This window comes from Methylophilus glucosoxydans (assembly GCF_042676145.1).
Lineage (GTDB): Bacteria > Pseudomonadota > Gammaproteobacteria > Burkholderiales > Methylophilaceae > Methylophilus > Methylophilus glucosoxydans.
Genome location: NZ_JBHTJW010000002.1, coordinates 388,495 through 407,739 on the forward strand (window position 1 = coordinate 388,495; position 19,245 = coordinate 407,739).

General features: G+C 54.6%; 17 protein-coding genes. 5 read left to right on the plus strand and 12 right to left on the minus strand.

Annotation, left to right across the window (positions count from 1 at the left end):
* Nucleotides 1-97 precede the first annotated feature (97 nt).
* The 3 genes from ACFQ1T_RS04300 (at nucleotide 98) to ACFQ1T_RS04310 (ending at nucleotide 2,606) form a co-directional block, all read left to right on the plus strand.
* On the plus strand, nucleotides 98-367 hold the full coding sequence (locus ACFQ1T_RS04300; protein WP_194748904.1) for a hypothetical protein: 270 nt from the start codon (nucleotides 98-100) through the stop codon (nucleotides 365-367).
* Nucleotides 368-439: 72 nt separating this feature from the next.
* Nucleotides 440-2,170: an MNIO family bufferin maturase gene (gene bufB / locus ACFQ1T_RS04305; RefSeq protein ID WP_379074222.1), complete on the plus strand. Its 1,731-nt coding sequence runs from the start codon at nucleotides 440-442 to the stop codon at nucleotides 2,168-2,170.
* Nucleotides 2,154-2,606 (plus strand): DoxX family protein, encoded by a 453-nt coding sequence (locus tag ACFQ1T_RS04310; RefSeq protein WP_379074225.1) that lies wholly within the window; start codon nucleotides 2,154-2,156, stop codon nucleotides 2,604-2,606. The genes bufB and ACFQ1T_RS04310 overlap by 17 nt, the downstream gene beginning before the upstream one ends.
* A gap of 52 nt (nucleotides 2,607-2,658) precedes the next feature.
* Here ACFQ1T_RS04310 and ACFQ1T_RS04315 read toward each other — a convergent pair whose 3' ends face one another.
* The 10 genes from ACFQ1T_RS04315 to ACFQ1T_RS04360 all read right to left on the minus strand — a co-directional run bounded on the left by ACFQ1T_RS04315 (nucleotide 2,659) and on the right by ACFQ1T_RS04360 (nucleotide 15,396).
* The gene (locus ACFQ1T_RS04315; RefSeq protein WP_379074228.1) at nucleotides 2,659-4,092 is read right to left on the minus strand and encodes an aminotransferase-like domain-containing protein; all 1,434 of its coding nucleotides are present in this window, start codon (nucleotides 4,090-4,092) and stop codon (nucleotides 2,659-2,661) included.
* Between the two features lie 141 nt (nucleotides 4,093-4,233).
* Nucleotides 4,234-4,596 (minus strand): hypothetical protein, encoded by a 363-nt coding sequence (locus ACFQ1T_RS04320; protein WP_379074231.1) that lies wholly within the window; start codon nucleotides 4,594-4,596, stop codon nucleotides 4,234-4,236.
* A complete protein-coding gene (locus ACFQ1T_RS04325; protein WP_379074234.1) occupies nucleotides 4,586-6,910 on the minus strand; it encodes an FdhF/YdeP family oxidoreductase in 2,325 nt (774 codons plus the stop codon). Before ACFQ1T_RS04325 ends, ACFQ1T_RS04320 begins: the two co-directional genes overlap by 11 nt.
* A gap of 335 nt (nucleotides 6,911-7,245) precedes the next feature.
* Nucleotides 7,246-7,734: a BLUF domain-containing protein gene (locus tag ACFQ1T_RS04330; protein WP_275357828.1), complete on the minus strand. Its 489-nt coding sequence runs from the start codon at nucleotides 7,732-7,734 to the stop codon at nucleotides 7,246-7,248.
* Between the two features lie 214 nt (nucleotides 7,735-7,948).
* On the minus strand, nucleotides 7,949-9,163 hold the full coding sequence (locus ACFQ1T_RS04335) for a DUF2252 domain-containing protein (RefSeq protein WP_379074237.1): 1,215 nt from the start codon (nucleotides 9,161-9,163) through the stop codon (nucleotides 7,949-7,951).
* Between the two features lie 84 nt (nucleotides 9,164-9,247).
* A complete protein-coding gene (locus ACFQ1T_RS04340) occupies nucleotides 9,248-9,427 on the minus strand; it encodes a hypothetical protein (protein ID WP_275357824.1) in 180 nt (59 codons plus the stop codon).
* A 157-nt stretch (nucleotides 9,428-9,584) separates the two neighbouring features.
* A complete protein-coding gene (locus tag ACFQ1T_RS04345; protein ID WP_379074240.1) occupies nucleotides 9,585-11,339 on the minus strand; it encodes a putative bifunctional diguanylate cyclase/phosphodiesterase in 1,755 nt (584 codons plus the stop codon).
* Between the two features lie 2 nt (nucleotides 11,340-11,341).
* Nucleotides 11,342-11,746, minus strand: coding sequence for a response regulator (locus ACFQ1T_RS04350; RefSeq protein ID WP_275357820.1), 405 nt, complete (start codon nucleotides 11,744-11,746; stop codon nucleotides 11,342-11,344).
* Nucleotides 11,747-11,756: 10 nt separating this feature from the next.
* Nucleotides 11,757-13,268 carry a sensor histidine kinase gene (locus tag ACFQ1T_RS04355; RefSeq protein ID WP_379074245.1) on the minus strand — a complete coding sequence of 504 codons (1,512 nt, stop codon included), beginning with the start codon at nucleotides 13,266-13,268 and terminating at the stop codon, nucleotides 11,757-11,759.
* A gap of 235 nt (nucleotides 13,269-13,503) precedes the next feature.
* Nucleotides 13,504-15,396 (minus strand): sensor domain-containing diguanylate cyclase, encoded by a 1,893-nt coding sequence (locus ACFQ1T_RS04360; protein ID WP_379074247.1) that lies wholly within the window; start codon nucleotides 15,394-15,396, stop codon nucleotides 13,504-13,506.
* 309 nt (nucleotides 15,397-15,705) lie between these two features.
* Here ACFQ1T_RS04360 and ACFQ1T_RS04365 point away from each other — a divergent pair, with 309 nt between their 5' ends.
* A complete protein-coding gene (locus ACFQ1T_RS04365; protein WP_379074250.1) occupies nucleotides 15,706-15,972 on the plus strand; it encodes a hypothetical protein in 267 nt (88 codons plus the stop codon).
* 43 nt (nucleotides 15,973-16,015) lie between these two features.
* Nucleotides 16,016-16,573 (plus strand): YgjP-like metallopeptidase domain-containing protein, encoded by a 558-nt coding sequence (locus ACFQ1T_RS04370; RefSeq protein WP_379074253.1) that lies wholly within the window; start codon nucleotides 16,016-16,018, stop codon nucleotides 16,571-16,573.
* Here ACFQ1T_RS04370 and ACFQ1T_RS04375 read toward each other — a convergent pair.
* Together ACFQ1T_RS04375 and ACFQ1T_RS04380 are read right to left on the minus strand one after the other, a co-directional pair.
* Complete coding sequence (locus tag ACFQ1T_RS04375; protein ID WP_379074256.1) at nucleotides 16,519-17,667, minus strand: DUF1501 domain-containing protein; 1,149 nt, start codon at nucleotides 17,665-17,667, stop codon at nucleotides 16,519-16,521. The two genes, ACFQ1T_RS04370 and ACFQ1T_RS04375, sit on opposite strands and share 55 nt — an antisense overlap.
* A gap of 2 nt (nucleotides 17,668-17,669) precedes the next feature.
* Entirely contained in the window at nucleotides 17,670-19,055 is a 1,386-nt protein-coding gene (locus ACFQ1T_RS04380; RefSeq protein WP_379074259.1) for a DUF1800 domain-containing protein, read from the minus strand.
* Nucleotides 19,056-19,245 lie beyond the last annotated feature (190 nt).

Below are 19,245 nucleotides of genomic sequence, written 5' to 3' on the forward strand. Positions count from 1 at the left end.
TTTTCAAAAAATCTGTAAGGCCGCGTTGCTTGCCTCGACTAAGGGTGACAGAACACATTTTCTGTTTAACTTTTTAATTGAATCCTTAGGAGATAGTATGAAAACGACTCAAAAATTGGCCAGCGCAGCATTGTTAGGTTTGTTCACTGCAACGGTGATGAGTGCAAGCCCGGCATTTGCTGGGGATGAAGGCAAGTCTGGCTGCAATGGCAAAGATAACGCCAAGATGGAAAAAGCCAATTGCAAAACTGCGGACGGTAAAGAGAAGCATGCATGCAAAGGCAAAAATTCCTGTAAAGGCCAGGGCGGTGATGGCAAGAATGCGTGTAAAGGGCATGGTTCATGCGCCACGGACGGCAGTAAGTAAGCTGGTCATTTTCTTGAATCATGTCAAGGTGGCGGGGCAGTGGCCCTGCTGCTTTGCAAGGAGTGAGTTGTCATGCCGCTGACCAATCCCTTACCCAATGCATTACCCCATCTGGGCTTTGGACTGGGCCTCAGGCCCACGCACTATCCGTATATTTTTGAACATCAGCCACCGGTGGACTGGTTCGAAATTATTTCGGAAAATTTTATGGATACCGACGGCAAGCCCAAGCGCAACCTGGCGCGTATCAAAGAGCAATACCCGATCGTCATGCATGGTGTGTCGATGTCTATCGGCAGTGTGGATGCATTGAATTCTGAATACCTGACCAAGCTCAAGGCGCTGATTGACTGGGTGCAACCGGCCTGGGTGTCGGATCATCTGTGCTGGACTGGCGTGGCACATAAAAATACCCATGATTTGCTGCCGCTGCCCTACACCGAAGAGTCGCTCAAGCATATGGTGCAGCGTATCTGCCAGGTGCAGGACAGGCTGGGCCGCAGAATCGCGCTCGAAAATCCGTCTACCTATCTGGAGTTCAAGCATTCCACCATTCCAGAGGCCGAGTTTATTGCGGCCATGGCGCAAGCGGCGGACTGCCATTTGCTGCTCGATGTGAATAATGTCTATGTGACGAGCTACAACCACCGGCTGGATGCACAAGCCTATCTGGATGCCTTGCCAATGGAGCGGGTGATTCAGGTGCATCTTTCGGGGCACCGCAACAAAGGCAGTCACATCGTCGATACCCACGATGACCATGTGACGGAGGCTGTGTGGGGGCTGTACCAATATGTGGTGCACCGTGCTGGCCGCGTGCCGAATACCATGATTGAGTGGGATGACCAGATCCCGGAATTTCCGGTGTTGGCCGCGGAGCTGGAGAAAGCCCGGCAAGTGGCTAGCCAGGCTAGCGCCTATGCCTTGCCAGACACAGCCAAGCCGGTTGAGGCATCTAGCCCAGCCATGCAACCGTCTTTACTGCAGGCGCAAACCCACTTACAGCAAGCCATTGTGCTGGGCGATCGCATGGACAGTCGTCCGGCAGAGTGGATACGCGCCAAGGCCGAGTTTGTGCCAGAGGCACAGTTGTCGGTGTATACCGAGGCGTACCGTTACCGCTTGTTTGACGTGGTGGCCGAAGATTATCCGGTGTTGGCGCATTATTTAACGCCGCCAGTCTTTGACCGGCTGCTGTGGGATTTTATTGCGGCGGTGCAACCAGAGCATTTTAATATCGGCCGATTTGCACTTAAGCTGCCTGCGTTTATTCAAATTGCGTTGCCTAAGCATGGTTTTGCCCATGCGCTCTGCCAGTTGGAAACGCTGGTCGCACAAATGATGGACCCGGCTGAAACGCCTGTGCTGGAAGCTTCGCAGCTAAAGGGGCTCACGCCGGATGGATTGATGGACTTGCAACTCATGCCCAGGGCCGCGTTATCACTGGCGCACTTTAGCCACGGTGTGAATGCATACTATCAGGCCGTCATGGACGAGCTGCCGACGCCGATGGACGAAGCCGTTGACGAGTATCTGGTGGTGTATCGCCATGAGGATGTGGTTTGGCGCATGACGCTGGAGGCGCAGGAGTTCGCATTGCTCAGTACCTTGTTTGGCGGGGCGACCGTGGGCGAGGCGTTAGCTGGGCTGGATGACGCAGCAGGCCCCGAGGTCATGGCCTATTTTTCAAAATGGATGAGAAACGGCTTGCTGGCCGCAACGCAGGTGGCGGCGACGATTGACGCTACCGCGGCTGACACCACTCATCTGCAAAAGGAGGAAACACATGCATATCTTGTTTGAGGGATTGATCGCTTGGCCGAAAAAAGTGGCTGCGCATTTTGAATGGCTGGGCCCCTTGGTCGCCCGCGTGGTGGTGGGCTACACCTTTATGCTCACGGGCTGGGGCAAGCTGAATAACCTGCCCGCCATTATTGAGAACTTTCAAAGCTGGGGCATCCCTTTCCCTGAATTCATGACGCCATTTGTGGCCGGCTGGGAGTTTTTCGGTGGGTTAGGCCTGATTCTGGGCTTGATGACGCGTATTTGTGGCGGGGCACTGGCGGTGGTGATGGTGGTCGCGATTATTTCGGCAAAACTGGCGGATATCGATTCGCTGGAAACCTTGCTCGGCTTTGAGGAGGCGACTTACTTTGCCGTGTTTACCTGGCTGGCGATTTGTGGTGCAGGCAAGGCTTCGCTGGATGATTGGCTGGAGCGGCACTACAAAAAGCATTAATGTCCATCCGTGCATCGGCCATTGGCGCACTGCCCTCAAGCATCGGGGGTGGTCACTGCGCGGATGAATCGTTGACCAGCATGGCACTCGCCAGCGCACCCACTTCACGCACGGCCTGTTCAATGGCCAGGGTCCACAAGTGACTGAAATTAAGGCGGATGTAGTGCGTGAATTCTTTTTTGCGCGAGAAGATGGTGCCTGGCGCGACGGTGATGCCGTTATCAATCGCGGCACGGTAAAGGGCAAGCGCATCAATGCTGGGTGGCAGTTTGACCCAGATCACATAACCGCCTTGTGGCACGGACAGCTGGGTGCCGGCCGGAAAACTTTGCTCGATGACGTTGCGGATCAGCACGTAGTTGGAGCGCAGGGTGTGGCGCAATTGTTTGAGGTGCTGTTCAAAACTGTCGCGTTGCATGAATTTGGCGATGGCAATTTGTGGTGGCGAAGGCAGTGACAGGCTGTTGAGAAACATGAGCCGCTCAACCTCCTGACGGTAGCGCCCGGCCACGGTCCAGCCGACGCGGTAACCAGGCGCCAGTGATTTTGAGAAAGACGAACAATGCAACACCATGCCTTGCTGGTCATAAGCTTTGGCCGGCTTGGGCGGCGCGTCACTGAAATAGAGCTCGCTGTACACGTCATCTTCAATGAGCGGGATTTGCTGCGCTGCCAGAAAGCTCACCAGTGCCTGTTTTTTGGCTTCTGGCATGGCAAAGCCAAGCGGATTCTGGAAGTTGGTGGTGAGGATCACGGCGGCAATGCGCACGTTGTTGCTCACGGCCTGCAAGGCGTCGAGGTCTATGCCCGTCAGTGGGTCGGTGCGTAGCTCGGCGACTTTCATGCCCAGGCGTTCTACCGTATGTGCCAGCGCATAGTAGCCGGGCGATTCGAGTGCGATGGTATCGCCCGCTTTGGCCACGGCTTGCAGGCACAGGGTAATCGCCTCGGTTGCGCCGTGGGTAATCACAATATCATCAGGCGACACATCCATGCCTTGCGCCAGGTAACGCCGCGCAATCTGCTGGCGTAATAACTCGTTGCCTGGGGGCAAATCACTCAAGACACCCCATTCGCCCTGATCATCGGTGAGGGCTTTTTCATACTGGTGGATTTTTTTGAGCGGGAATAGCTGTGGATCAGGGAACGGCGAGCCCAGTGGCACCGTGCCAAATTCGCGGATGGATTTCAGCGTAGTGAGGACTAACTTGCTAGCATCGACTTCGGCCAGGTTGAGGTCTTTGGCTAACGGCGAGGCGGCCTTTTGCTGCAGGCGTTTGCGTGGGGTGACGTAATAGCCGGATTGCGGATGGCTGCTGATGACGCCTTCTTGCTCCAGCAATAAATAGGCACGCAACACCGTGCTGATACTCAAGCCATATTGCTGGCTGGCTTGCCGTACCGAGAAGATTTTTTCACCTGGCCGCAAGACGCCTTCGTCTATCATGGCGCGGATGCGGGCGGCGAGCGAGACGTAAAGCTTCATGGATGGCAAGGCTTGCGAGTATCAAGATGTTCACCATTATACGTGAAGCCAGCGGGCGAGGATTTGCCAGAACAACGATACAACAGCCTGCGTTTAAACACGCTTGCCCTGTTTAAAAACACCTGGGTGAGTTAAAAAAGATCAGGCTGTTTGCAAGGCCAGCGCAACCTCAGCCCCAGTGGCAGTCAGACTGGCTACCAGCCGGTCCTTTTGTGCGCATACCTTGACCAGCGCCTGTTCATCGAGCGCAGTTAACAGACGCTGCAGTGTGCTCATGCGCAGCTCGAGACGTTTGCATAGCGCGGCCAGCGGCATGTGCGCGCGGCCCTGGCTGTGTTCCGCATACAGACATTCGAGGATGCTGAGCAGCATGACCGCACTCGGGTCCAGCGGCGTCAGGTTGATTGAACTGTCTTCCCGAGCCTGCGAGTCTTCAACCGCAGAGGGCAGTGTCACCTCTGCCTCGAGCATGGACTGTAAGGTGTGGTCACGTTCAAGCAGCATGGGCGACCTCGGGGGCAGTGGTTTTCTCGATGATCACCGGAATCGATTTGGAGGTCGGGGTGCGCGAATCGTCGGCTACGCTTTCCAGCGGGACCAGGTTATTGGTTTCCGGGTAATACCCACTCAGGCAGCCGCTTGGAATATCGTAAGCCACGACCAAAAATTTGTCTGCGCGGCGTGTGATGCCGTCCTGCCAGACGCTGACCAGGTTGATCCAGTCCCCGGCTTGCAGACCCTGGCGCGCAATATCGGCCGGATTCATGAAGATGACACGGCGCTCGCCAAAGACGCCGCGGTAGCGGTCATCCATGCCATAAATGGTAGTGTTGTACTGGTCATGTGAGCGGGTGGTCATCAGCACAAATAACTGATCGCCATATTGCTCACGGGCCTGATGGATGGGTGAGTTTTTAGGGATGGCTTGCAGCGTGAACTCAGCCTTGCCAGAGGCAGTATTCCAGATGCGCTCGCTAGACGGCACGGGCAGGCGGAAACCGCCCGGGCGTTTGATGCGCTCGTTATAGTCTTTAAACGCCACCGGCAGGGTTTGTTCAATCAGGTCACGGATTTTGCTGTAATCCTCAATCAGTGCCAGCCAGGGGATGTTGCCTCCCTTGAGCGTTGCTGCGGCCAGGCGCGCCACAATCGCCGGTTCTGACAGCAGATGCGGGGAAGCAGGTTTGTTCATGCCATAAGAAATATGCACCATGCTCATGGAGTCTTCCACCGTCACGCCTTGCGGGCCTGTGGCTTGCGTGTCGATTTCGGTGCGACCCAAACAGGGCAGTATCAAGGCCTGTTTGCCATGCACCAGGTGACTGCGGTTGAGCTTGGTGGTGACATGCGCGGTCATCTCGCAATTGCGCATGCCTTGCCAGGTGCGGTCAGTATCTGGCGTGGAGATTGAAAAGTTACCGCCCAGGCCAAAAAAGAATTTCACTTTGCCTGCAATCATGGCTTCGATGGCGCCTACCGCATCATAACCTGGCGCTTTGGGGACATTGAGGTCAAACACCTGGTCCAGCCGTTGCAGAAACTCCAGCGGCATTTTTTCATAAATGCCTACCGTGCGATTGCCCTGCACATTGCTATGGCCGCGTACCGGGCATAGGCCTGCGCCTTCCTTGCCGATATTGCCGCGCAACAGCATCAGGTTGACCAGGGTTTTAATGGTGGCGACGCCATGTTTGTGCTGGGTAATGCCCATGCCCCAGGTCGCAATGACGCGATCACCGGTAGCATAAATGCGGGCAATTTCCTCAATCTGTGCCAAGGGGACGCCGGATTCTTCAACGATGACCTCCCAGCTTTCCTGGCGCGCATCTGCGGCAATCTCGGCAAAGTTGTTGGTGTGTTCGGCAATGAAATCGACATCGACCACGCGCTCGGTGCCATGCAGAATGGCTTCATCATCCCATTGGATGACGAATTTGATCATGCCTTTGATCAGCGCCAGATCACCGCCCAGCTTGGGCTGGATAAACAGGCTGCTGATCTTGCTGCCTTTAAAGCTCAGCATGTCAAACGGGCTTTGCGGGTCGGCAAAACGTTCCAGGCCACGCTCTTTGAGCGGGTTGATGGCGACAATGCGTGCGCCGCGTTTAGCCGCTTCACGTAACTCACCCAGCATGCGCGGATGGTTGGTGGCCGGATTTTGGCCAAAAATCAGCAGCGTATCGGCATGCTCAAAGTCATGCAGGGTCACTGAGCCTTTGCCGATGCCCACCGTGGCAGGCAAGGCAATACTGGTGGATTCATGGCACAGGTTGGAGCAATCAGGAAAGTTGTTGGTGCCAAATGCACGCACAAACAGCTGGTAGAGAAAGGCGGCTTCATTGCTGGCGCGGCCCGAGGTGTAAAATACGGCCTCATCTGGATGATCCAGACCGTTAAGCTGTGTTGCCATCAGCGCAAAGGCCTCGTCCCAGGACACTTCTTCATATTTGTCGGTGACCGCGTTATAACGCATGGGGTGGGTCAGGCGGCCTTCATTTTCCAGGGCGAAGTCGCTCCAGCCCATCAGTTCCGTCACCGTATGTTGGGCAAAAAAAGCCGGTGGGACACGTTTGGCCGTGGCCTCAGCGGCCACCGCCTTCACGCCGTTTTCACAAAACTCAAAGGTAGAGGTGTGTTCTTTGTCCGGCCAGGCACAACCTGGGCAGTCAAAGCCATCGGGCTGGTTTTGTGACAATAGCGTCATCACGCCTTTGACCGGGATTTTTTGCAGCGCCAGTTGGGCGGCCACTTGCTTCAACGCGCCCCAGCCAGCGGCCGGGTGGTGATACGGTTTAATCACAGCTTTGGATTGCGACATAGTTTCCAGTAAGATTGCGTCAGTACGTTTAACAGTGACAACAGGCGAGATTCAACTTGTCTGTCAGTGGGTTGTGCGGATTGCGGATGGTGTTTATCGTAGTCAGGTTGAGGCAACAAAAACAGACACAGAACCGCCCTAATTTTTAGGATACAGTTATTACGGCAGCGATTCTGATTCCTGCAGGGTCAGGCGTGGTTTTCAGTCAAAACGCCATTACTTAGACGCGAATCCGAGCAGCGTTGCGGGAGTGTTTGACCCAAGCAACACCGCCCATGTGGAGACCTGTGTTGTGCAAGTGAGGTTGAGGTGTGCACGTAGATGAGTCAGCAGACTTAAGCGACGTGCTGATAGCGGTATTGTTGGGTATTACGGGTCTGCCAGCGACCCTGTCTAAATGCGTTGATCAGGGTTTTCGCCCGCTCACTGTGCATGCCGTCAAAACCGGGTTGATCCCTATCCAGGAAGTCGGTCAATCCAGTCACATGAGCCAAGTCTTCACGCGTCACATGGCGATACCCCATACTCCAGTCGTTAAAACTGCGCGCATCAATGGGTTCTTCAATCAGCTTCATCACATGATGGTGGCGCTGATCATGCGCGATTTTTTCATAGAGGGCATCGATCACCGCCCGCTCCCCTTCCAGCACTTGAAAGAAACATCCTTCCATGTACAGCAGCATGCCGGTGATGTGCAGGTGGCGGTTGTTCTCTCGCGCCATGGCGAGTAGCTGGATCAGCTCCTGGCTGGACATCAGGTGGTCGGCAATGCTGGTATAGCTCAGCATTACGAGGTCGTTTTCCTGTATCGGATCATGGTCCATGGCAGTTCCTTGATGAAACAGACAAACACTATGACCCGTTTGCTTGGGCGAAGGTTCTGGGTGGATGGGAGCGCATGCTTGAAGCTACGCAGACAAACTTAAGCACCTCATCCCGGCTCGCCAGCAGACTAAAAAACCTGCGGCCATGACGCATGGCACAAAGCAGGCGGCACCCGCATTCAACGCGGCCTTGGGCGTTGCTGATCCTTCAGCCTTAAGAGGATTTCTTGAAGGCGGCCTGGTAGGCGCTCACATAGTCCTGCCATTGATGGATGGTCTGATCGGCCACCTGTTTCGCCAGCGTGAGCACGGGGCCTCGCCAGTCGGCGACTTGCGCCCCAAATGCCATCAAGGCTTCGCGGTTGGCGGCGCCCAGATAACCGGCATTGCGCAAATGGGCCCAGGCGGTGAGGGCGGCCATGCTGGCAAAAATATTATCCAGCACGCTGAGTTTGCCATCCCACTGCGTGAGGTCTACCCGGTCTTGCGAGGGTTGCAGCGCTTTGATCAAATAAGACTGTTTGTCTACGCACACGGCTTTGAGAAGGGCGGGCGGCAGGATTTGGGCGCCTGCCTGTATGGTCGCGACGCGTTGAGATTCCAGTGTCCAGTCAGGTTGCGTGAGTTTGATTGCTGCGGTGTTCAGGTAAGGGCTCAGTGCACTCTGGTTGCTGGCTTTCATGTCTATAAGTGCGCGGCGCTCTGGCCCTTTGCCGTTCACCAGCACGACATAGCGTTCCAGGCCCAGGCTGCCAGTGCCGGCAATGCGGCGCGCAATATCCAGCGGATAAAAGAATTCTTTTTTATCCTGCACTTGCATGGCCTTCATGTATTTTTCCAAAGCGGCTTGTTTTTGCACTTTGTCCAAGGCCAGCGCACGTTTGCCGTCTATCAGGAGTGTGTCCGGTGCTTTGGCATTGGTCCGGCTTGCGATAAAGGCCTGGTTGCTGCGCTTGCTCAAGTCTGACAACAGATGCCTGATCGAGCCACGGGCAGTTTTGCGCTCTACCCATTTGGGTTTGCCTTCTGCCAGTGCCTGCGCGTAGTTTTGCACCATGATGTCAAGCAGTGCAGTGGTTTGTTTGGGTTTGAGCTTGAGTGTGTCCTGGGCGACCAGCAGGCTGGTCAGCAAGCGCGTCAGCTCCCACAGGCAAGGCGCCAGGGCGGCTTCATCAAAGTCGTTGAGGTCAAAATAGGCCAGGCCGTTTTCGGCTTTGTAGCTGCCAAAGTTTTCCAGATGCAGGTCGCCGCAAATCCAGGCGGCAGGGCTTTTTAGCTTTGCGAGGGCTGGGTGCCAGTCTTCATAAAACAAATGGCAGGTGCCGCGCAAAAACACAAACGGGTCTTTGCACATGGCGGCCAGTTTCATTTGCAGACGCTCAGGGTCGCGGCCTGCGTTGTAGTGTTGGATTCTGTCTAAAATAGGCATGGCGGTTCCGGAAAAGGGTACAAAGCGTTGTCTGCGCGTGGCGGGTTCTAGGAGGAATGCTAGGGGCTTTCAGCACGCAACGGTTTAAGGCAGGCCGACCAGCTTGAGATATTCCTCCAGCGTCAGCGTCAATCTTTGCAGTGAGGCATTCACCTCATCCAGCGGTTGGTTATCATGTAAATGCAGTTTCTCCAGCAGGCTTTTATGGGCCTCGATGGCTTGCAAGTGCGCTTCGAGCTTGGATGTTTTGAGGTCTTGGGTCATGGCGGATTCTCCATCATCGTCGGGGGCGGTGAACAGGCTTGAGCGCCTGCTGCAATCTATGTATGTCTGGTTCGAGTATCAATCGGATGACTAAGTTTTGTGGCGCCTGCTGAAAATGATGTGTTGATGGCTGGGCGCTTGCCTGATCAATGTTAACTCATCCTGCCTGGTCTGGCTCGCCATACAGTGACAGGTAACGGGCGGGCTGATGCGAGCTTAAAAAATGTTCAAAGTCCTCTGGCGACAAGGGTTTTGCAAACAGGAATCCTTGCAGCTTGTCTGCACCCAGTGCTCGGCACAGGGTGGCTTGTGGCAGGGTTTCTATGCCCTCGACAATGACTTCAAGAGCCAGACTTTTGGCCATGACGATCATGGCTTTGAGCAGGCGACAATCCGCCTCATTCTCTGGCACATTTTGCACAAAGCTGCGGTCTATTTTCAGGATAGAGGCAGGCAGGTGTTTCAAATAGGTCATGGACGAGTAGCCTATGCCAAAATCATCCAGTGCCACCTTGAGCCCAAACTGCTTGAGGTGACGGAGTCTTGCCGAGGTTTTGTCAAAGTCAGACACCAGTGCACTTTCGGTGACCTCCAGTAACAAACAGCGGCCAGGAAGGTCAATCTGGCTTAAATCACGCTCAATCTCAGTCAGCATGTGGTCATGTTGTAACCATTGCGCGCTGGCATTCACCGCAAGTACGCCGTCCGCGGCAATCAGACCGCTCTGACGCCAGCGTGCAAATTGTAAACACGCCAGTTGCCGGTTTCTGCTGTCAATCTCGGCAAAAAAGCCAAGCTCTTCCACCACATCGATAAAGACCGCCGGTGGCAGCAGACCTTGCGTAGGATGCTGCCAGCGCATGAGCATTTCTGCACCGCACACGGTAAAGTCTTGTGCATTCAATACCGGTTGGTAGTACTGCACCAACTGGTTTTGCAGGCGTTGCGAACGCAGTTCGTTCTCTACCATCATGCGATGGATAATCTGCTCTTGCAGCACTTCACTGAAAAAGTGAAAGCCATTTCGCCCTGCACGCTTGGCATGATACATGGCCAGGTCGGCGCGCTTTAACATGTCTTCTGCCGTGCTTGCGCAGCGCGGAAAGGTGGCAATGCCTATGCTGCAGGTGATAAATTGTTCAGTTTGATTCAGCGCAAAAGGCTCACGTACCTGCTCGAGGATGCGTTGTGATAAGGCGCCGATGGCGGTGTCATTTTCCAGATCGGGCACGATAATGGCAAACTCGTCCCCTCCCAGGCGGCAGACAATGTCCCCTTCCCGGACCACTTCCTGCAGTCGCTGTGCGACTTGTTTCAGTAGGTGGTCGCCTGAGTCATGCCCCAGGCTGTCATTGACCAACTTAAAATTATCAATGTCCAGATAAATTAAGCCGAGTTGAACGTTGAGGCGATGCGCACGTTGCATGGCATTGCGCAAATGCTCTTCAAAATAATATCTGTTCGACAGCCCGGTCATCGGGTCATTTTCGGCCAGATACTTGAGCCGCTTGTGCGTTTCAATCAACTTGTTGTTCAGGGCATGGCGGGCTTGCGCATGTAACAGCGCTTTGGTCAGGTGTCGCTCAGACAGCTCTTTTTTGAGTAAAAAATCCTGGGCCCCGGCGAAAATGCAATTTCTTTCTATGGTCTCGTTATCTTCCATGCCGGTCAGGATCACCACGGCGGCCTGTTTTTCGGTGTGCTGTGCGAGTTGGCTTAACACATCCAAGCATTCCATATCGGGCAGGCGGTAGTCGAGCAGTACGATATCAAAATCGTTTTCTTCATACAGTTTCAAGGCCTTGACCGCGGTATTTGCATGCACAATATCCTTCACCAGTGATGGGTTTTGCAACACCCGTACCACCGCCATGCGGTCCAATTCATCATCATCTACCAGTAGCAGGCGCATGGTTACTCCTTCGTGGCTGGCAGCTCAACAATGCGCCAATAATGCTCAATTAGCCCCATGACTTCCATAAAGTCGCGGTCCATGTGCTGCTTGAAGACATAGCCCGCGACATGTTTGCGGTAGGCTGCGACCAGGTCCTCGTCTGATTTTGACGTCGTCAGCACAAACACCACAGCATGGGTTAATAATGGATCCGTGCGTAAGGCTTCCAGAAACTCGAGGCCATTCATGCGCGGCATATTCAGGTCAAGCAGGATAATATAGGGTGCAGGAATCTGGCCCGAACGCAGCAACTCCAGCGCTTCACGGCCATCGCGGGCACGAAACAGTGTGTTCAACAGTCTTAATTTGCGTAATGCGCGCTCCAGCGAGATGGCATCAATGTCGTCATCGTCAACAATCAGCAACGATATTTCCTTATAACGATGTTTGGGCGGGATTTGCACGCATCAACCTTTCTTCGATATTGATCGGCCAAGTGAATGTGATGGCACAGCCTCGCTGACCATCGGAGCGGATGCTGGTACTGCCCCCATAGGCTTCGACGATTTTTTTAACCAGCGCCAATCCCATGCCGCTGCCTTCAACCTCATCGCGCGGCTTCAAGGTCTGGAACATGATATAAACCCGCTCCTGGTATTCTGGAGAGATACCCGGCCCATCATCAATGACGCTGAACTCATAGTAATGCGGGTTGGCCTGCTGCCATTGCAACTGAATGCTGCCGCGTGTTTGATCGTGGTGTTTGATGGCGTTGCTAAACAGATTGCGCAGCACCTGTTCCAGCGGGGTGGCCAGCGTATAAAACGTGGGCAAATCGTCTGCCATCTTCAGGCTAAAGCCTGCAGGCGGGGCTTGCATCTCAAAAATGGACTGCGCTACTTTGCCAAGGTCGACCTGGCTGACGCTGCCTTCCAAACGTCCGGCGCGCGAATAGGCCAGTAAATCATCCAGCAGGCGTTCCATTCTGCGCAACCGTCCGCGCAAGAGAGACATGTGACCACTAATGGCCTCGACTTTGCCCTGGTTGAGATCTTCTTCGATCCAGTGCGAAATTTGGAAAATGCCGCGTAATGGGGACTTGAGGTCGTGGGAGGCCACATAGGCAAAAGTGGCCAATTCTTTATTGCTGCGCTCCAGCTCGTCACGGTGTTGCGCCAGCTTTTCACTGGCTTTAACACGGGCAGAAATGTCCGTAATGGCCGACAGCACCTTGACGCCGTCATCGGTTTCTATCGGATTAAGCCCGACCTCGACAGGAAACTCACTGCCGTCCTTGCGGCGGCCATATAAGTCCCGCCCGGTGCCCATCGCCCGCGGGCTCAGCTCGGAAAAAAAGAAGGCCCGGTGATGGGCATGCTGATGGCGCAAGCGCTCGGGCAGCAACATATCTATGGATTGCCCCAGCAGCTCCTCGCGCGGGTAGCCAAAAATACGTTCTGTTTGCGGATTGACCATTTCGATCAAGCCATTTTTATTCACCATCACCATGGCATTGGGCGCGGCTTCGACGACCTGGCGAAAGCGCGCTTCCATGCGCTTGCGTGCCGAAATGTCGGTAATGGCTGACAAGACTTTGACGCCATCATCGGTTTCGATGGGATTGAGCCCGACCTCGACAGGAAACTCGGTGCCATCCTTGCGGCGGCCATACAAGTCACGTCCGCTACCCATAGCGCGAGGTCTGAGGTCTGAGAAAAAGGCGGCGCGATGATGCGGATGCTGTTGGCGGAAGCGCTCAGGTAACAAAATGTCTATGCTTTGTCCCAGCAACTCTTCTCTTGGGTAGCCAAAAATGAGCTCTGTCTGTGTATTGACGAGTTCGATCAGGCCGCGACTGTTTACCATCACCATGGCGGTCGGGGCGGCTTCTACTACTTGTCGGAAGCGCAGATTGGCACGCGCAACGTCTCCACTTTCATCATGCATACCCAATCTCCCATGGTGACTGCATTTATGTTTTTAATCATTGATACTCATTACTCACTTGGGGCATGCGTCATCTGCGTGTCGCGACACCGGTTTTGCTGCAAATCTAAACGTGCAGCGGGCTAAGCTTTGTTTTTGTAATGCGTTAAATTTTACACGCATCTGACGGACTCCGGGATAGTCCAAAAGGGTGACTACCCTTGCGGAGGTGGTTATTTCATGCGGAGCAGGGCTGTCAGGGGGCGTCTGCTTGCGCAACACTGACGGCGTTACGTCCTGACTGTTTGGCGTGATAGAGGGCCGCATCTGCCTTGACCAGCAGCTTTTCCAAGCTGGTGCTGGTATCAGAGGTGGCAGCTAAGCCAATCGAAATTGTCAGATGAAGAGCGCGGTGATTTCCAAGGTGCATTTCGGTGTTGGCTGCAGTCGTTCGCAAGCGCTCAGCGATTTCTATCGCTTGTTCTTTCTGCGTGTCGGGCAACAAGATCGCAAACTCTTCGCCACCGTAGCGGCTGATCAAATCAATATCGCGCAGCTGCGTCTGACATTGCCGGGCAAACGCTTGCAATACAACATCGCCAGCCTGGTGGCCATAGTTGTCATTAATTTTCTTGAAATGATCGATGTCTATCATCAATAAAGCGATGGCGCCGCCACGGCGTTTGAGTCTTGCCAGCGCGATATTGGCCTCTTGGATAAAGTGGCGTCGATTGGGCAATCCGGTTAAAAAGTCTTGATTGGCTTGCTTCTGCAATTTTTCCTGTAGCGCCTTGTACTCAGTAATATCTTGTATTTGTACGACAAAGTGCTGGAGCTGGCCGGCTTCATCTTTAATGGAGGAGTAGGTCAACAATACCCAAAGCGTATGACCTTGGCTATGAAAAAAGCGCTTTTCTACCTGATAGTTATCTCGCTGGCTAGTGAGCAGCGAGTCCAGCAGCAGATGGTCAAGTTGGTGGTCGTCAGGGTGGGTGATCTGCTGGATGGTTTTCTGGCATAACGCCGCTTCATCTTCCCCCAGCATATGGCATAAGGCCCGATTTGCCTGCATAAACCTGCCATCGAGGCCTAGCAAAGCCATGCCGATGGCTGCGGAGTCATAGGTTGAGCGAAACAGTTTTTCGGATTGAAACAGGGCGTGTGAATGTTCAGCCGCCATTCGCGCGTGTTTGCTTTCACGGCGTTGGAATACAAACAACATAGTGAATGTAAAGAGTGCAAAAATACTGAAACAGATGATCTGAATCATGGCATTTTCGTACCAGTATCTAAAAATGCGTTCAAGGTCGCGGCTGACCGCTACCATGAGTGTGCTATGCAGTTTGAGGTCGCCGGGGGCCAGTGTGGTTTGAGCCACCATACGCTGCTGCCGGGTTGAATATAATTGACCACTAAATACGGTCACCGCTTTGCCGCTTTGGATATGCCGGGTAAAAAATGAACCAGGGGTTGCCAGATTTGTGCCCGGCTTGAGCCCGTTATCGGGCACGCTCATGAACAGCACGCCTTTGCTGTGTATCAGGGAACTGCGGCTATCCTGCGTGTATAACACAGAGGCTAGCAGCGGTTTAAAGTATTCGGGATCCAGGATGGCAGTGACAATCCCGGAAAATTCACCTTGCTTGCCAGGAATGATCCGGGTCAGGTTGAGTATATAGTTACCGCTCATGCCGGTGAAAGGAGGGGAAACGTAAAGCCTGTCGGGATCACTAACCCGCCGGGCGGTCTGGTAATAATCACGGTAACTGAAGTTCATGCCGAGATATTCTGGAAAACTAGTGTATATCAGTGTTCCATCGGCATCAAACACGTCAAATCCCCGTATTCCTGGCATGGTGCTCGCCATGGTTGTCAAGCGTTTGGTCGCGACTTGCTGTTGATGTTTCCACTCCGGGATTTCTTGAATAATGGCCAGTAAGGCTTGATTGGCGCCTTGAAACTGGAAGGCCAGGTTTTTTGAAATGACATTGGCTTGCGTAATCAGGCGGTCGCGTTCATTCGCTTCAATTTGCGCATGCTCATGGTAAATATTGAGCGCAATCAAGCCGCCAAGCACAGACAGTGCGAGCACAAGTTCTATCCAGAGCACAACGGTCAAGCGAGTTAATAACTTTTTATGCGTGATCATGCGATGTTTTTTGCGCTACCAATGTTGACCAGGGCGAAGTGCGATTGTCCATAGCAGAGTAATTAGCATACTGCAATATTTACGCGATATCTATATTGTCTTTGCACGTACGCAGTGTTCATGGCATTTTTGATGGATACCGCGCATGCGCGACGGTAGATGAGGCAGAAAATTGGCCGGCCTGTGATGGTTTGATTGGCCTGACGCAGGATGAACTGGTTTAAGCGGCTGTTAACAGGAAGCTTTCCCGTTGTGGCCTGGCGGCAGCTGGCTTAGTCTATGCGGTCATAGGTATGCAAGAGGCCAACAATGAGACTTTTCACTAATGTATGGATATTGGCGACGATCTTGTCTGCAGTGGTCGGGGTGGCCTGCGCGGCAGATGCGGGCGCGACGACGCAAGATGGCCGCCCTTTTGCGAGCCTGAATGCGGAGGCCATCGCGCAGCTGAGTCCTGTCGATCAACAGGCATATGATGCCTGGAAACGGGCGTCAGCACCGCCGGTGACGACATCTACCTATCAGGAGGACACTGGTCCCAACACCATGGATTTGTCTTCCGATTTTTCAATGTAACTGATTTTTGAATGTTGTGGCCGTTGCCGTTTAAAATGGCGGCATGTCTGCGACCTTGATTCAACAATTTCTGCCGGGGTATCCCGCGCATTTACGTGCGCAAATTGCCCAGTTGCATGCCCAGGGCCAACTGGGCAATTATCTGCAGCAGCGTTATCCCGAGACGCACACGATTCAAAGTGACAAGGCGCTGTATGATTTTTGTAATGCGCTCAAGCAGCGCTATTTGAAAAACGCGCCCTTGCTCGACAAGGTCTATTTCGACAACCGGCTCACCATAGAAAAGCAGACACTGGGGCTCAATGCCGCCATTTCGCGGGTGCAGGGCGGCAAGCTCAAAGCCAAAAAAGAAATCCGGATTTCGGCTTTTTTTAAAACGGCGCCGCTGGCATTTCTCAACATGATCGTGGTACACGAACTGGCACATCTCAAAGAGCGCGAGCATGACAAGGCGTTTTACCAGCTCTGTCTGCATATGGAACCCGACTACATGCAATATGAGTTTGATTGCCGGGTGTATTTGTTATGGGCCGCCCTGCAAAAACATCAGCTGGATGCCGGAAACAGTGTGCGGGCCACCTTGCCTGGCTCCAAGCCATAGTGTGCGCTCACCAATGCCGTGATTGCCTTATCCAGCGCCAGTGTGGGATGCAAGTCGCGCCCCTGATACAGCTGGCTGTCTTTGAGGCCGGGCCAGTCGGCGATGACTTTGCCGGCTGGCCAGCTTCGATTGCTTGCCGTGATGGCGGGCAGGGCGCCCCCAAACGCCAGCATGGCGGCCCCTGTGCCGTGGTCGGTGCCGCCTGTTCCATTGGCGGCGGCGGTGCGGCCAAATTCGGTGGCGACGATGATCAGCGTTTGCTGCCAGTGATTTCCCAGATGCGTTTGCAGGCTGGCGAGCAGAGTGTCCAGGTCGGACAACTGTTTGCTCAGACGGCTGTTTTGGGCGCTATGGGTATCCCAGCCGCCGGTTTCCAGCACGGCAATGCGCGGGCCGTCTGGCCGGCTTAAAAAATCACCGACCATGTTGCCCAGCGCTGCTGGTTGCTGGCTGTTTTGTCCTTGCATGCCTTTGTCCGCCATATTCTCGACTTGCATCGCACTTTCCCAGGCGGCATGTAATTGGGCATCCTGCTGGTAAAGCTGGCTGACTCTTAACAGTAAATCATCGGAGGGTTGTGGCAGCTTGGCACTGGCATAGGCATCGACCTGATAGTTGCCACGCAAGGCCAGCGGAATGGTGGGGGAAAATGCAATCGCCTCGTTTTGGGCGGGCGGCAGCAGGCCGAGCAAGCGGTTCAACCAGCCATCTTTGAGCTGATAAGCACGCGTACCCCCACTTTCCAGCACATTCTGCCCGTCAAAATGGGAACGCTCGCGGTAGGCCGAGGCCACCGCATGTACAAACAGTGCATGTTGCTGCTGGTAAAGCGCCTTGGCCGTGACCAGCGACGGGTGTAGCGCAAATAGGCTGTCCAACTTGGTGTCATTGATGTCTTGCACGGCCAAGGCGCCACGCAAGCGCTGGTAATCGGGATCTGCATACGGAATCACGGTGTTCAAACCATCGGCCGCGCCGCGCTGGATGATGAAAATAAAGCGTTGTTCGGTCGCCGCCGCCGCAAAACTCAAGCTGGGGAGCCAGAAGGCGGCCAGCCCGGCGCCGCATAATTTCACAAATTGTCTGCGCTGCATGGCTATCTCCTTAAAAATTCAGGGCTGACCAGCAGAAGCGCAAAACCGGTGTGCGCAGATTCGGCGCGGCTCACTTGCTGCAAGGTCTCCTGGCTGAGTCTGCCGCGCAGGACGGTATTGGCCAGCACCGCGGGTGGCATGCTCAGCTTGGTCAGCGAAGCCAGGCGCTGCGCATACTCCACCCGGCGCAACAAGGCGTTGGAGGCGAGCCAGCTTTCGGCCACATCGTCATAACCGGCGGGGGAGCCTGGTTTCCAGATCGGTTGTCCCAGCTGGGTCATGACTTGCGAGACGCGGACATGCGAAAGGTCAATATCCAGCGCCCGTACACTGCTAATCAGCCACTCCCACGGCGTTTTAAACTTGACCGGCGTGGGCACGCGGCACTCAGGCGCTTCCATCAGCACGCGATACAGTGCAGGCAGTTGGCCCCCGGTTTGCAGATAGGTGTCGCGTAGCCGGTTAATCAGGGCGGGCGGTGGCTGGTCGCCAGCAAAATGGCAGGCCAGTTTGGTCGCTACATGCGTGGCCGTGGCCGGGGCGGCGGCCAAGTCAGTGAGGATGGCTTCGGCTTGTTGTACGCCCGGTTGCGCATAGGTTTTACCGAGTAACTGACGGACATCAGGCTCGTGCACGCGCTCATTAAAGACAAAGCCAGGATAGCGCGCATCGGTCTCGCCTGTGAGTTTGGGGCCGGGCAGGGTCCAGCCGGTCAGTGCGCGTGCAAACTCGGTCACGTCCTGTTGGCTATAACCGCTACGTACGCCCAGCGTGTGCAGTTCCAGAATTTCGCGGGCAAGGTTCTCATTGAGGCCACTTTTCTTGTCCGGCTGGCGGCGCATTTGCCGTTGTACGGCTTCGCTTTGTGGCCCGCGTGATTGCTGCTGGTCTAGGTAGATCAACATGGCCGGATGCTTCTCGACCGCAAACAACATGTCTTTAAACGTGCCCAGTACAAACGGACGGATGGCTTGCAGTTCAAACAATCCGGCCAGTTGTGTGACCTGCGATTTTTGTGCCGAGATTGCAAAATGGTTGGACCAGAAATGCACCAGTCTTTCCACAAACGGGGTATCGGTCTGCTGCGCCACTTGCGCGCGTACCTGCACTGCCTCGGTATAGCTGTCCCGCGCTTCGTTACGCATCTGGCGGCGCAACTGCAGTTTGTCCTCAGGCGATTCGGCCTGATTGATCATGCGCATTTCCTGCATCTCTTGCTCGATGGACGGCAGCGCTTGCTGGTATTGCTGCCACAATGGCGGCAAGGCCTGGTAACGGCTAAATTCGTCTAGCAATGCCTGCGAGACACTATTTGAGGGCGTAGTGGCCGCGGCGCGTGCGCCCAGGCCAAAACGTTGATCAATGATCAATGCGTCATCCGTCATCATCGACTCCAGACGTGAGGGGGAACAGGAATACTAACAGCCATGGCCAGACTAACAAAGCTGGATTACAGCGGGCTTACAATCGCACGGGGACCAGTCTTGCGTTGCGCTTGGTCAGCCGCCAAGGCTTGTCAGCGTCTGCCTGATTGAAGCGCTGTGAGTGATGTGCTACCGTGTGGTTGCCGCTTTAACC

Coding starts and splice junctions, on each gene's coding strand:
- ACFQ1T_RS04300 (WP_194748904.1), top strand. CDS start 98: ATGAAAACGACTCAAAAATTGGCCAGCGCAGCATTGTTAGGTTTGTTC.
- bufB (WP_379074222.1), top strand. CDS start 440: ATGCCGCTGACCAATCCCTTACCCAATGCATTACCCCATCTGGGCTTT.
- ACFQ1T_RS04310 (WP_379074225.1), top strand. CDS start 2,154: ATGCATATCTTGTTTGAGGGATTGATCGCTTGGCCGAAAAAAGTGGCT.
- ACFQ1T_RS04315 (WP_379074228.1), bottom strand. CDS start 4,092: ATGAAGCTTTACGTCTCGCTCGCCGCCCGCATCCGCGCCATGATAGAC.
- ACFQ1T_RS04320 (WP_379074231.1), bottom strand. CDS start 4,596: ATGCTGCTTGAACGTGACCACACCTTACAGTCCATGCTCGAGGCAGAG.
- ACFQ1T_RS04325 (WP_379074234.1), bottom strand. CDS start 6,910: ATGTCGCAATCCAAAGCTGTGATTAAACCGTATCACCACCCGGCCGCT.
- ACFQ1T_RS04330 (WP_275357828.1), bottom strand. CDS start 7,734: ATGGACCATGATCCGATACAGGAAAACGACCTCGTAATGCTGAGCTAT.
- ACFQ1T_RS04335 (WP_379074237.1), bottom strand. CDS start 9,163: ATGCCTATTTTAGACAGAATCCAACACTACAACGCAGGCCGCGACCCT.
- ACFQ1T_RS04340 (WP_275357824.1), bottom strand. CDS start 9,427: ATGACCCAAGACCTCAAAACATCCAAGCTCGAAGCGCACTTGCAAGCC.
- ACFQ1T_RS04345 (WP_379074240.1), bottom strand. CDS start 11,339: ATGCGCCTGCTACTGGTAGATGATGATGAATTGGACCGCATGGCGGTG.
- ACFQ1T_RS04355 (WP_379074245.1), bottom strand. CDS start 13,268: ATGCATGATGAAAGTGGAGACGTTGCGCGTGCCAATCTGCGCTTCCGA.
- ACFQ1T_RS04360 (WP_379074247.1), bottom strand. CDS start 15,396: ATGATCACGCATAAAAAGTTATTAACTCGCTTGACCGTTGTGCTCTGG.
- ACFQ1T_RS04365 (WP_379074250.1), top strand. CDS start 15,706: ATGAGACTTTTCACTAATGTATGGATATTGGCGACGATCTTGTCTGCA.
- ACFQ1T_RS04370 (WP_379074253.1), top strand. CDS start 16,016: ATGTCTGCGACCTTGATTCAACAATTTCTGCCGGGGTATCCCGCGCAT.
- ACFQ1T_RS04375 (WP_379074256.1), bottom strand. CDS start 17,667: ATGCAGCGCAGACAATTTGTGAAATTATGCGGCGCCGGGCTGGCCGCC.
- ACFQ1T_RS04380 (WP_379074259.1), bottom strand. CDS start 19,055: ATGATGACGGATGACGCATTGATCATTGATCAACGTTTTGGCCTGGGC.